This window comes from Glaciibacter kafniensis, from assembly GCF_039538945.1.
Lineage (GTDB): Bacteria > Actinomycetota > Actinomycetes > Actinomycetales > Microbacteriaceae > Cryobacterium > Cryobacterium kafniensis.
In genome coordinates this window covers 31462-44041 of the sequence record NZ_BAABCN010000016.1, presented here as the reverse complement: position 1 = coordinate 44041, position 12580 = coordinate 31462, and the positions used below count along the sequence as shown (strand labels likewise).

12 protein-coding genes are annotated in these 12580 nt (G+C 66.6%); 4 read left to right on the top strand and 8 right to left on the bottom strand.

The features are described from left to right. Positions 1 to 2: 2 nt before the first annotated feature. Both ABD791_RS18690 and ABD791_RS18685 read right to left on the bottom strand, forming a co-directional pair. Entirely contained in the window at positions 3 to 1361 is a 1359-nt protein-coding gene (locus ABD791_RS18690; protein ID WP_345069391.1) for an ion channel protein, read from the bottom strand. A gap of 8 nt (positions 1362 to 1369) precedes the next feature. Next, on the bottom strand, positions 1370 to 2044 hold the full coding sequence (locus tag ABD791_RS18685) for an ion channel (protein WP_345069390.1): 675 nt from the start codon (positions 2042 to 2044) through the stop codon (positions 1370 to 1372). Positions 2045 to 2570: 526 nt separating this feature from the next. Here ABD791_RS18685 and ABD791_RS18680 point away from each other — a divergent pair. From ABD791_RS18680 to ABD791_RS18665, 4 genes are all read left to right on the top strand, one after another. After that, positions 2571 to 3038: an Lrp/AsnC family transcriptional regulator gene (locus ABD791_RS18680; RefSeq protein ID WP_345069389.1), complete on the top strand. Its 468-nt coding sequence runs from the start codon at positions 2571 to 2573 to the stop codon at positions 3036 to 3038. 109 nt (positions 3039 to 3147) lie between these two features. Continuing rightward, positions 3148 to 4284: a pyruvate dehydrogenase (acetyl-transferring) E1 component subunit alpha gene (pdhA, locus tag ABD791_RS18675; RefSeq protein WP_345069388.1), complete on the top strand. Its 1137-nt coding sequence runs from the start codon at positions 3148 to 3150 to the stop codon at positions 4282 to 4284. 299 nt (positions 4285 to 4583) lie between these two features. Continuing rightward, positions 4584 to 5546: an alpha-ketoacid dehydrogenase subunit beta gene (locus ABD791_RS18670; RefSeq protein WP_345069411.1), complete on the top strand. Its 963-nt coding sequence runs from the start codon at positions 4584 to 4586 to the stop codon at positions 5544 to 5546. Between the two features lie 5 nt (positions 5547 to 5551). Next, positions 5552 to 7240, top strand: a complete 1689-nt coding sequence (locus tag ABD791_RS18665) for a dihydrolipoamide acetyltransferase family protein (protein ID WP_345069387.1) — start codon at positions 5552 to 5554, stop codon at positions 7238 to 7240. A 541-nt stretch (positions 7241 to 7781) separates the two neighbouring features. Here ABD791_RS18665 and ABD791_RS18660 read toward each other — a convergent pair. Genes ABD791_RS18660 through paaA form a run of 6 tightly spaced genes read right to left on the bottom strand, consistent with a single transcriptional unit; the run spans position 7782 to position 12570 of the window. Further along, positions 7782 to 8561 (bottom strand): enoyl-CoA hydratase/isomerase family protein, encoded by a 780-nt coding sequence (locus tag ABD791_RS18660; protein WP_345069386.1) that lies wholly within the window; start codon positions 8559 to 8561, stop codon positions 7782 to 7784. A gap of 52 nt (positions 8562 to 8613) precedes the next feature. Continuing rightward, positions 8614 to 9822: a 1,2-phenylacetyl-CoA epoxidase subunit PaaE gene (gene paaE / locus ABD791_RS18655; RefSeq protein ID WP_345069385.1), complete on the bottom strand. Its 1209-nt coding sequence runs from the start codon at positions 9820 to 9822 to the stop codon at positions 8614 to 8616. Then, the gene (gene paaD / locus ABD791_RS18650; RefSeq protein ID WP_345069384.1) at positions 9823 to 10377 is read right to left on the bottom strand and encodes a 1,2-phenylacetyl-CoA epoxidase subunit PaaD; all 555 of its coding nucleotides are present in this window, start codon (positions 10375 to 10377) and stop codon (positions 9823 to 9825) included. After that, positions 10371 to 11258, bottom strand: coding sequence for a 1,2-phenylacetyl-CoA epoxidase subunit PaaC (gene paaC / locus ABD791_RS18645; RefSeq protein ID WP_345069383.1), 888 nt, complete (start codon positions 11256 to 11258; stop codon positions 10371 to 10373). Before paaC ends, paaD begins: the two co-directional genes overlap by 7 nt. Beyond that, positions 11255 to 11563, bottom strand: a complete 309-nt coding sequence (paaB, locus tag ABD791_RS18640; protein WP_345069382.1) for a 1,2-phenylacetyl-CoA epoxidase subunit PaaB — start codon at positions 11561 to 11563, stop codon at positions 11255 to 11257. Before paaB ends, paaC begins: the two co-directional genes overlap by 4 nt. Then, the gene (gene paaA, locus ABD791_RS18635; protein ID WP_345069381.1) at positions 11560 to 12570 is read right to left on the bottom strand and encodes a 1,2-phenylacetyl-CoA epoxidase subunit PaaA; all 1011 of its coding nucleotides are present in this window, start codon (positions 12568 to 12570) and stop codon (positions 11560 to 11562) included. Before paaA ends, paaB begins: the two co-directional genes overlap by 4 nt. Positions 12571 to 12580: the final 10 nt, after the last annotated feature.

Here is a 12580-nt window from a genome sequence, read left to right as displayed (position 1 = left end):
CGTCATGCTGCAGCTGCGCTGGTCGCCGGGGGCGCCGAGGGGTTCACCGGTGGTTGCGGCGGACGGACGATCATTTCTGGAGCACGAGACACCAGCAGCCAAGCCGGCAGAACCGCGATGCACAGCACCCCGAGTACCGTCGCATCGCCCACGATTGCCACGGCCAGAAACAGCGCGAGCCATCCGTCACGGGCGACCGCCAGAACCAGCCCCAGAGTCGCGCTGGCGATGGCAAGACCAAGCGGCACATCCGGCAGCAGAACATGCGCAATGAGACCGAGGTCCACGCTGATGAACACCGCAGGAAAGATGCGCCCGCCCCGAAACCCGGAGGAGGCCGCAATCAGCAGAGCGAGGATTTTCACCACGACCATGAGCACTAGCGCGCCCAGGGAGTAGCTTGACGCGTTGGCCAGCAGTTCTTCGGACTGCTGGGCACCTTTGAACAGGGTGATCGGGCCGCCGATCACCCCCAGGATTCCGAGAATCATGCCACCAAGGGTGGTGAAGATGATGGGGCTGCCGAGCGCGTGAAAGAGCCGGTGAAGCACCGGAAGGGCATAGGCAAGGGCCAGCCCAACGAGAGTCGCCCCGACCGCAATGACAATGCTGCCGCCGACGTCGAATCCGTCGGGAATACCGAGCGGCGCCAGCTTCAGGGTGGCCGACGACGACCCCAGCATCGACATCGTGATCGACCCCGCCCCCGCAGATACGAGAGGGAGAAAGAGTCTGTCGAACAGCGAGCCTCCGGTTTTCAGCGCAGCGACGATTCCGGTGAACACCAGTGCTGCGGCAACCGGAGTGCCGAACAGAGCGCCGATCGTGCCCGATGCGACAAGCATGACAACCATGGGTGAGGGAATCCGCGGCGCAATCCGGCGCACGATGACGACAAGGAGTGCGGTGTTGATGGCGATAATCGGGTTCTCCGGGCCGAGACTGACTCCGCCGGCAAGCCCCAGCACTGCGACCAGCGCGAGTGTCGGAAGCGCGATCAGCGGAAGCGGAGGCGCGATGAGCTCAGTGGTCGCGCTGTCGCGGCCGGCGTGACCGGGAACCAACGCAACGATGAGTCCAACGGCCAACCCCGTGGCGCTCAGGGTGCCGAAGATCCACCACCCTGAGTCGGGGTTCACCCCGACCCAACCGGGAACGGTCTCCCAGAGAAAGTCTTGAAGAAAGTGGGCGAGCTCGTCGAGAGCGAACAGAACGACGGCGGAGATCAGCCCGATCGCGATGGCGGGCAGCGACAGCACCAGGAGCGTGCGCGGACCGAGATCGATGGGCGGGGTAGAACTGTTGGAGGCCCCGCCACTCGGGGTGCCCGGGCCGATCGGCGGAGAGGGAATTTCCGACATCGGTTCGCTCACTTTCGCTTCGGGATCCATGCGGTTACGACCCGGGCGATGGCCAACCCGATGAACAATTGGCCGGTAATGATCTCGGCAATGGCCAGAGTTTGACCGCTGGCGGTGACCGGAACAAAGTTGCCGTACCCGGTAGTACTGAGCGAGGTAAAGGAGAAGAACAGAATTTCGGAGAGGGAGCCGACCCCCTCGCCCTGAAAGATGTTGCCCGGGATGCTGGCCAACACATAGGCGAACGTGAAAAACATCCCGATCAGGATGTAGGCCGAGATCACGGCGAAGACGGTCTGCGCGTCGACGATGTCTCGATGGATCTGATGTCCGATGATCGCCGCCGGTGCGACCCCATAGAAAACGACCGCGACCATCGCCAGCGCGATCTTGACCCCTGTTCCCTCGGCACCGGATGCCCAGACGATTGCGATGCCGACGGCGGCGACAATAAGAATGATGGTTGCGACGTCTTGGATGCGTTTCCGCACTTCCGCTACCCGAAAGATCACCCCGACCGTCAGCAACTGCACAAGCAGGGCGAACGCGGTCGGCTGGGTTCCCGTCTGGGCCGCGCACAGAGCGTAGGCGATACCGATGAGAACGAGCACCGTTCCGTAGCCGGGAGTCCAGGAGAGGATACGCGCCCAGAAGTGTGTCGGAGGCGGCGCGGTGTCGGTCATGAGCGCGACCTCCTTGACCCAGGCAACCCTTCACCGACGCGCCCGAAATCTCGTCGGAGTGTTCCGCCCCTGACAGCGCGGGCGAGATCAAGCTACTCCTGCGCGCTCCTCCTGACCACTGTTTTGCGCCGACGAGTCGATCTCGGGATCAGACCATATCGTTGATCGAGGAGCAGCCGACGAAGGAGGCCGCCTCTCGAGATCTCGCGCGCCAACCTCTCGACTCTCGGTGGTCGAGCCTGTTGAGGCAGGCGAACCGGCCTCGAGAACGCTCGCGTGTGAGGGCCGGCGTGCGTGATGTCGACAGGCGCGACCAACCGATGCTGAAGCTCACGAGGTCAATAATGTTCAGCTGTGGGAGTGTGCAGTGCCCCGGGAGTACTGCGGGTGCTCAGGGCTGAACATTAACAACACGCGACCGGAATACCAGCTGCAGGTTCGAGGCCGCACCAGATCTCGGCACCGGGCCCGACCACCGGGAGCGCGCGGCCCCGGCCGAGGGGTAGCCGCCTAGTACGCTGAGCGCATGAACGTCGACCGCGTTGATCGCGCCCTCATCGCAGAGCTGAGCAAGGATGCGCGCCTCTCGATCCGTACCCTGGCCGAACGCGTGCACATCTCCCGCACCGCGGCCCACAAGCGCGTGCAGAACCTGATCGCCAACGGCGTCATCACGGGTTTCTCTGCCCACATCGACCGCAAGTCGATCGGCCTCAACGTGACGGCTCTTGTCGTCGTGACGATCGGAGACGCCTCCTGGCCTGGCATGGCTGCGGCGCTCGCCGAACTCCCCTTCGTCGAGTCGGTGCTCGCGGTCAGCGGCGACATTGACTTCGTGGTGACGGTGAGCGCGCCAGACCATGAGAAGTTGAGTGCCGTCATCCTGCAGCAGATCCATGAGATGCCCGGCGTCGTCGCCACTCGCTCCCACCTCGTGCTCGATGAACGCGAGGGAAATGCGCCCGGTGCGCTCCCGGACGCTTGGCCGCTTTAGCGCCCTCCCCCCGCTACAAATGGCACGCAGTTTCGGCGCTCCTCAGCCATCTGTCACTCGCCGCTGAGGGGCCCTAGCGGTTCGCTCGCAGGTGGCCGACGATTGCAGCATGAGCACTGTCGCTACCCCTTCCGTTGACCCGGTTTTACCGACCCGGCTGCCCATCCGGCTGATCGATGAGAATGGCATCGTCGTGGTCGACAACGAGGAAAACGGCGGGCAGACGGCCGGCTTCGGGCTTCCGGATGTGGACACCCTGTTGGATCTGTATCGCAAGATGGTGCTCGCCCGACGTTTCGACGCCCAGGTCACCGCGCTCACCCGGCAGGGGCGCCTCGCCACCTACCCGTCGGCGCTGGGCCAGGAGGCGTGCGAGATCGCATCCGTCGCTGCCCTCGCCCCGACCGACTGGCTGTTTCCGACCTACCGGGACACCATCGCGCTGCTCACTCGCGGGGTGAGCCCGGTCGAGATCTTGTCGTTCTTTCGCGGCGACTGGCACACCGGGTTCGACCCGTACGCGCACCGCATCTCACCGCAGTCGACCCCGCTGGCCACCCAGGCGTTACACGCCGTTGGCCTCGCGACCGCTGCAAAGCTCAAGCACGACGACACCGTCGCCCTCACCTTTCTCGGCGACGGGTCGACCAGCGAGGGCGACGCGCACGAGGCCTTCAACTTCGCCTCGGTCTGGCAGGCGCCGACGGTTTTTGTGATTCAGAACAACCAGTACGCGATCAGCGTTCCGTTCAGCAAGCAGTCGCACGCCCGCACCCTCGCCGACCGGGCCATCGGCTACGGCATGCCCGGCTATTACGTCGACGGCAACGATGTCGCCGCCATGTTCGCGGTCATCACCGCGGGCGTCGAACGCGCCCGCAGCGGCGGCGGCCCGACCATGATCGAGGGCCTCACCTACCGGATGGAATCGCACACCAACTCCGACGACCCCACCCGCTATCGCGATGCCGCGGAGGTGGAGCGCTGGCGCAGCTTCGACCCGGTGGAGCGCCTGGAGAAGTACCTGGGGTCGATCGGTGTCCTCACCGACGAGGTGCGCCTGGCCATCACCTCCGACGCCGAAGACCTCGCCACTCTCACGCGCGACGCCATGAACGAGGCCCCGGTGCTCGACCCGCTCGCTCTCTTCGATCACGTCTATGCCCAGCCCCGCCCCGCGCTGCTTGAACAGCGCGAGTTTCTCGCCCGCGAGTTGGCCTCCATCGAACCGGGAACCCCCTCATGACCATCATCGACAACCCGACTCCCGCGGCGAACCCGCGCCGTCCAGGCGCTACCGCGACGACCCCGGTCACGCCGGCGCAGCCCCGTGTCGCGACCGAGGTGACGACGGATGCGCCGAGCACGTCGACTCCCACGGCTGCGGCTGAGCAGACTCCTGACACGCAGAACCCGGCAGGGCAGTCCCCCGCGAGTCAGTCACCGACCGCGCAGTCGCCGACCGCGCAATCGCCGGCCGCGCAATCGCCGGCCGCGCAATCGCCGGCCGCGCAATCGCCGGCCGCGCAGTCGGCCCCCACGTCATTGAGCATCGCCGGCGCCCTCAACGCCGCCCTGCGCGACGCCCTCGCCGACGACCCCACCGTCGTGATCTTCGGCGAGGACGTCGGGCCGCTCGGCGGGGTGTTCCGGGTGACCGACGCCCTGCAGAAGCAGTTCGGCGAGGAGCGAGTGTGGGACTCCCCGCTGGCCGAAGCCGGCATCGTCGGCACGGCCATCGGCATGGCTATGTATGGCTTGCGCCCGGTGATCGAGATGCAGTTCGATGCGTTCAGCTACCCGGCGTTCGAGCAGATCACCTCGCACCTGGCGAAGATGCGCAACCGCACCCAGGGTCGAGTCGCGCTGCCGATCGTCATCCGCATCCCCTACGCCGGCGGAATCGGCGGCGTCGAGCACCACTCCGATTCGTCGGAGGCCTACTGGACTCACACCCCCGGCCTCACCGTCGTCACCCCGTCGAACCCGGCGGATGCCTACTCGATGCTGCGCGAGGCGATCGCGAGTGACGACCCGGTCATTTTTCTCGAGCCGAAGAGCCGCTACTGGGTGAAGGATGCCGTCGCACTGCCCACGCAGACACTCCCGATGACGCAAGCGCAGGTGCTGCGGGTCGGCAGCGATGTCACTCTGCTTTGCTATGGGCCCACGGTCAAGACAGCCCTGCACGCGGCCGAGCTCGGCGAGCAGGAAGGCCTCTCGGTTGAGGTCATCGACCTGCGCAGCCTCTCCCCCTTCGACGACGCCACCGTGAGCGCGTCAGTGCGCAAGACCGGTCGCGCCGCGGTCATCCATGAGGCGGCCCAGTTCGGCGGCTATGGCGCCGAGGTCGCCGCGCGCGTGACCGAACGCAACTTCTTCTATCTGTCCGCGCCCATTCTGCGGATCGCGGGCTTCGACATCCCGTACCCGGCTCCGAAACTTGAAGAGCACTATCTGCCGACTGCCGAACGCGTGCTCGCCGCGCTTGACACCTGGGAATGGTGAGCTCGATGCCCGATGATCTTCTGAAACCCGCCGCTCAGACACCCCACGATTTTCTGCTGCCCGACCTCGGCGAGGGATTGACCGAGGCCGAGATTGTGTCGTGGCTGGTCAAGCCCGGCGATGTGATTGCGATCGACCAGATTGTGGTCGAAGTCGAGTCCGCGAAGTCTGTCGTGGAGCTGCCGTCACCGTTCGGCGGCCGGGTCGTCACGCTGCACGCGGCGGCGGGCGAGGTCGTGCACAAGGGGTCGCCGTTGATTACGGTGGTGCCGGTGGGTGCTGAGCTGCCGACGGATGACCTGACCGGCAGGCCGGCGGATGTCGCAGGGTCGGCGGATGCCTCGGGGTTGGCGGATGTTGCGGCTGACGGGCCGGCTGATGCCGCACGGGCGACTGATGCCGCTGAATCGGCATATGCTGCGCCTCTCGCGGTCGACCGCCCGCTCGATTCCGGCATGGCGGCGGGTTCCGGCGCGGTGCTTGTTGGCTACGGCACGAGCGAGTCGACAGTGCGGCTCAAGCGGCCGGCCGGTGGCCGGTTCGGTGCGCGAGTGGTGACGCCGGTCGCATCCGCGGCGATGCCTGCTGCTATGCCCGCCGGCGTGCCTGCTTCGATGCTCGCCGGCGTGCCTGCTTCGATGCCCGCCGGGGCGCCCGCCGGGCTGCCCGCGGTTTCGCAGTCGCTGCTGGCGTCGGCGACCATGCTTCTCGACCCGAGCCGCCGCTCCCCCGTCGTCTCACCACTCGTGCGCAAGCGGGCGAAGTCGCACGGCTTCGATGCCAGTCAACTCATCGGAAGCGGCCCGGATTCGCTCGTACTGCGCGACGATGTCGAGGCGGCGATTGCCGCGCTCGCGGCACAGGACGCAGCCATCTCGTCGACGTCCGGGGCCGAGGCAACCGGTGCTGACGCATCCGTCGCCGGTGCAGCTGAAACCGTTGCGGAGGACGCGCTCTCGAGCGCCGCACTCGTGGTGCCGGACGCCGTTCCGCACCTCGGAACCGACGATCTGCGCATCCCGATCACGGGTCTGCGCAAGCTCGTGGCCGAACGTCTCAGCCGGTCGCGGCGGGAGATTCCCGAGGCGACGATCTGGCTCGATGTCGACGCGACCGAGTTGTTCACGGCCAAGGAGCGCCTGCAGAAGTCGACGGGCGAGCGGTTCAGTCTGACCGCACTGATCGCCCGCTTCGTCGTGGCCGGGCTGCGGCAGTACCCGGTCCTCAACTCGTCGCTGAGCGCCGATGGTCAGGCGATCATCCAGCACGGCCGCATCAATCTCGGCATGGCTGCGCAGACGCCGCGGGGACTGATGGTTCCGGTCGTGCACAACGCGCAGGACATGACGACGAGCCAGCTGCGGGATGCCATCGTGACCCTCGTCACCACCAGTGAGAAGGGTGATTTCCCGCCCGGATCGCTGTCGGGTGGCACCTTCACGCTGAACAACTACGGTGGGTTCGGCGTCGACGGCTCGACCCCGATCATCAACTTTCCCGAGGTGGCGATGCTCGGCATCGGGCGCGTACTCGAGCGTCCGTGGGTGGTCGAGGGGCAGCTAGCCGTGCGTCGGGTGATGCAGCTCTCGTTCGTGTTCGACCACCGAGTGTGCGACGGCGACGTCGCATCCGGTTTTCTCACCTATGTGGCCCGTTGCATCGAGGAGCCGCTGCTGTTGCTCGGCAACGTCTAGCGGCCGAATGCGCGTCGCGCGGGTCGAGCGCCGCGGCGCGGGTTGGGGCCGTTGCGCGCCTCGGCGCCGAACCCGCGCGGCGCCCCAAAACGCTCCGCACCTGACCATTTCGTTGATCGAGGAGCAGCCGACGAAGGAGGCCGCGTCTATTAGGTATATTCACCATTTCGTTGATCGAGGAGCAGCCGACGAAGGAGGCCGCGTCTCGAGATCCCGCGAGCCAATCCTTGAACTCGGCTTGAGTTCGAACATCGGCTCGCGAGGTCTCGAGACGGCCGCGGGCGGCCTCCTCGACCACCGAAATGGTCAGATTCGTCCACCACCATGCCGCGCAGCGGCCCGGAAGCTCGAGATCTCGCGAGCCAATCCTTGAATTCGGGTTGCGTTCGAACATCGGCTCGCGAGGTCTCGAGACGGCCGCGGGCGGCCTCCTCGACCAACGAGGTGCCGAGAATGTACAGCTGTGGGGGCCTGCAAGTTCCCGGGAGCCCTGCGGGTGCCCAGGGCTGAACATGAGCGACGGGCGACGACGCGCGAGACTTTAGGCGCGAGCCCCCGTGAAAACCGGACGCCGCTTCTGCTGGAACGCCGCGAAGCCCTCCCGATAGTCGTCGGTCGCAGAGAGCGCGCCCTGCGCCGCGTTCTCGTCGGCGAGCGAAGCCCAGAGCCCGATCCGCTCGTCGCGCAGCCGCGCGACGAGCGCCTTGCTCACGAGGAACGCACCGGTCGCACCGGTCGCCACCTTCGCGACCCGCTCCCGGGTGTACTCCAGCAGTGAATCTTCCGGCACGGCCCGGCTGAACAGGCCGGCCGCCACGGCCTCGGCTCCGCTCATCAGTTCCGCCGTGTAGATCAGGTCGAGCGTACGGTGCGCGCCCAGCCTCTCCACGAACAGGGCGTGCCCACCCGAATCGAGCGTCGCACCCAAATTCGCAAATGGGGAGCCGATCTTCGCGGTGTCCGCCACGTAGACCACATCCGTCGCGATCAGCAGCCCGAGGCCGACACCGAGGCAAGCCCCCTGCGCGGCAGCGAAGGTCGGCGCCGGAAAGGCGGAAAGCTGGCGCAGCAGCGGCGCGACCACGTCATCCAGGTAGCCGCGCGCGTCATCCGTCGCCGGATCGACCCTCGAAATATCGCGCCCCGCGCAGAACGCCCGGCCCTCGCCGCGCAGCAGCAGCGCGCGCACGCCGGCATTCTGAGCCGCCGTCAGCGCGCTCGACAGACCGGCAATCGCACTCTCGTCGAGCGCGTTGAGTTTGGCCGGGTCATTCAGCACGATCTCGGCAATGCCGTCGGCGATGCTCAATTCAACGGACATGACACTCCTTCAATTCGGGCGGATGCGACGTCATCACGAGCTCGGGAATGGGTCACGCGTCGTAGTTGACGCAGACCTTCTCGCTCGTGGGAATGGCCTGGCAGGTGAGCACATAGCCGCGCGCGAGTTCTTCGGGCTCAAGCGCATAGTTCTCGACCATGTCGACCGTGCCCTCGGTGAGCACCGCGCGACAGGTGCCGCAGACGCCCCCCGCACAGGCGAACGGCACATCGCCGCGCACGCGCAGCGCCGCGTTCAGGATGCTCTCGTTGCTGTGCACCGGACTGGTCACCGTCGCTGTCGTGCCGTCCAGCACGAACGAAATGCTGTGCACCTCGTCGTCGTCGCGCGGCACGATCGGGCGCCCCGTCTGCCCCGTCACATTGTCGGGGCGGTCGGTGGTGAAGAGTTCGTAGCGGATGGCCGACACGTCGACTCCGAGCTCGGCAAGGGTGTCGCGGCAGAGCTGAACGAGATCGAACGGTCCGCAGATGAACCATTCGTCGACATCGGCGGGGCTGATCAAGGCGTCGAGAATGCTGCGCACCTTCTCGGCGTCGAGGCGGCCGGAGAGCAGTTCCGAGCTTCGGCGCTCCCGCGTGAGCACGTGATAGAGCGCCAGCCGGGCCGGGTAGCGGTCTTTCAAGTCGGCGAGTTCGTCGACGAACATCGTGTCCATCGCGGTGCGGTTCGAGTAGACCAGTGAGAATGTGTTGCCGGGCGACGCCTTGAGCGTGCCTTCGATCAGCGCCATCACCGGGGTGATTCCCGAGCCGGCGGCGATCGCCACATAGTGAGCGTTCGCGCGCACGGGCACCTGTGACGTGAACCGGCCCTCCGGACTCATCACGTCGATCTGCATACCCGGCTCCAGATTGTCGATGGCCCAGGTTGAAAAGAGACCGCCGAGGTCGCGCTTGATCGCCACTTTGAGCTCGCCGGCGACCGGTGCCTGGCAGATCGAATAGCTGCGGCGCACGTCTTCGCCGCCGAGCGAGGTGCGGATCGCGATGTACTGCCCCGGCGCGTAGTCGTATTTGCCGGCCAGCTCGTCGGGAACGGCGAAGGTGATCTCCACCGAATCCGCGGTGAGCGGGCGCACGGCCGAGACGCTCAGCGAATGAAATCGCGCACGTCGCCGGGTCGGGATCACGCGGGAGTCGGTCGCCGCGGCATCCGTCTGGTCGATTGGCGTCGCATCCGTGGCGACGGGGGCCGCAGCACCGCTCGTCGTCGAGTCGGCAGTCGTCGTGGCTGTCATTCAGTGTTCCTTGAAGTAGTCGAACGGCTCCTGGCAGCGCTGGCAGACGTAGAGCGCCTTGCACGAGGTCGAGCCGAATCGGGAGAGTTCGCGCGTGTGCAGGGAGCCGCAATGCGGGCAGCGGATGCCGAGGCCCAAGCTCACTTTGCCGCCCGATTGGCGGGGCGCCGGGGCCGCGATCCCGTATTGCTCGAGCTTCGCTCGGCCCGCGTCGCTCAGCCAGTCGGTGGTCCAGGCGGGGGCCAGCACCACGGTGACGGTGACGCCGGCGTAGCCTGCCGCGGTGAGGGCGGTCACGATGTCGTCGCGCATGGCGTCGACGGCCGGGCAGCCGGAGTAGGTGGGGGTGATCTCGACGGCGACCGAGCCATCCGCGACGCTGACCCGGCGCAGCACGCCGAGGTCTTCGATCGTCAGCACCGGAACCTCGGGGTCGCAGACCGTGGCCGCGATGGCCCAGGCGGCGCGGTCGGCGTCGCTGGTCGGGCGCGGGCGGGCCTCGGCTTCGAGGGCTGTCGCGTCTCCTACTGCTGTATCAAGAACCGTGGCTACCATGACGCTCCCGGGTGCGCGCGAGCGAGCACCTGCATTTCGGCGAGCAGCGGCCCCAGCGCCTCGGAGTGCACGCCATCACGGCCGCCACCGCGCACCGGCTGCATCGTCGGGACCGTGAGTCCGGCATCCTCGATCAGCTTTGGAACCACCGCGTCGAACGCCTCGCGCATCCGGGCCGAATCGGCGGCGATGCCCGGCAGCGCTGCGGCCGCCGGTTCCTCACGAAAAAGCTCATCGGCAAACGGCCACATGGCGTCGAGCCCGCGCTGCACCCGGCGGTGCGATTCATCGGTGCCGAGGCCCAGCCGCAGCAGCCATTGCGCGCTGTGATCGAGGTGGTAGTCCACCTCTTTCACCGCTTTGGCCGCAATCGCCGCGAGCATCGGGTCGGCCGAATTCGCGAGTTCGGTGTAGAGCTGGTCGAAATAGACGGATGCGATCAGCTGCTTCGCGATGGTCTGCGCGAAGTCACCGTTCGGCTGCTCGAACAGCTGGCGGCAACGAAACTCCGACTCGCTGCGAAAGTAGGCGAGGTCGTCTTCGCTCTGTCCCCAGGCCGAACCGGCGTACGTGAGCAGGCTGCGGGCATGGCCGAGCAGGTCGAGTCCGATGTTGCCGAGGGCGATGTCCTCTTCGATCTCGGGGGCGTTGGCGATCCACTCCCCCAGCCGCTGGGCGAGAATCAGCGCGTCATCGCCGAGTCCGAGGGCATACTGCGCGACAGCATCGGATGCGACGACGTCGGTGCGTTCGATCGACTCGGCGATCGACTCGGGTGTGACGACAGCGGCGTTGCCGATCCGCGGGATCTGCGATGCCGAGGCGTGCGCGCTCTTCGCGCGACCGCCCGCTGCGTTTGTGCCCTGCACGTTCGCGCTCATAGGTGGGGCACCGATTCCGACTGGGTGTAGTAAGTGGCGTGACGGTAATCCTTGCCCTGCGGGGACTCGAAAAATGCACCCTTCGCATCCGGATCTGACGCGGTGATCGCCGACGCGGGAACGACCCATACCGACACGCCCTCGCCGCGCCGCGTGTAGAGGTCGCGGGCGTTGCGCACGGCCATGATCTCGTCAGGGGCATGCAGCGAACCGGCATGCACGTGCGACAGCCCGCGGGAGGAGCGGATGAAGACTTCCCACAGCGGCCACGTCTCTCGCTTGCCTGAATCTCCGGGGCTGGTCATGAGGCGATCCTCTGGGTCTCGTTGTGGGCGGTCTCAGCGTTCTCGGTTTGCTTCGCCGCGTGCTTGTCGGCCTTTTTGTCGGCATAGGCTCGGGCTGCTTCGCGCACCCATTCGCCGCCCTCGTGAGCATCGCGGCGACGGTTCACCCGCACGGTATTGGCCTGGCCGCGGCCGGCCAGCACCTCATGGAACTCGGTCCAGTCGAGCTCGCCGAAGTCGTAGTGGCCGCGTTCTTCGTTCCAGGCGATATCAGGGTCGGGCAGGGTGACGCCGAGAATCTCGGCCTGGGGCACGAGCATGTCGACGAAGCGTTGACGCAGCTCGTCGTTGCCGAACCGTTTGATGTTCCAGGCCATGCTCTGCTGCGAGTTCGGCGAATCGCCATCCGGCGGGCCGAACATCATGAGCGCCGGGGCATACCAACGGTTGACCGACTCTTGGGCCATCGCTTTCTGCTCGTCGGATCCGTTCATCAACGACAGCAGAATCTCGAAACCCTGACGCTGGTGGAACGATTCTTCCTTGCAGATGCGCACCATCGCGCGGGCGTACGGACCATAGGATGCCCGGCACAGCGGCACCTGGTTGCAGATCGCGGCGCCGTCGACGAGCCAACCGATCGAGCCCATGTCGGCCCAGGTGGGGCTGAGATAGTTGAAGATCGAGGAGTACTTGGCCTTGCCGGTGATCAGCTGGTCGAACATGGTCTCGCGGTCGACGCCGAGCGTCTGGGCGGCGGAGTAGAGGTAGAGCCCGTGGCCGGCTTCGTCTTGCACCTTGGCCATCAGAATGGCTTTGCGCTTGAGGCTGGGCGCGCGGGTGATCCAGTTGCCCTCCGGCTGCATGCCGATGATCTCCGAGTGCGCGTGCTGCGAAATCTGCCGCACGAGGGTCTTGCGGTAGCCCTCTGGCATCCAGTCGGTCGGCTCGACGCGGCTGTCGGCGGCGATGAGTTCGTTGAATCGCAGCTGGCCGACTTCGTCGACGGTGCCGCTAGGGGTATCCACGAGGAGCCTC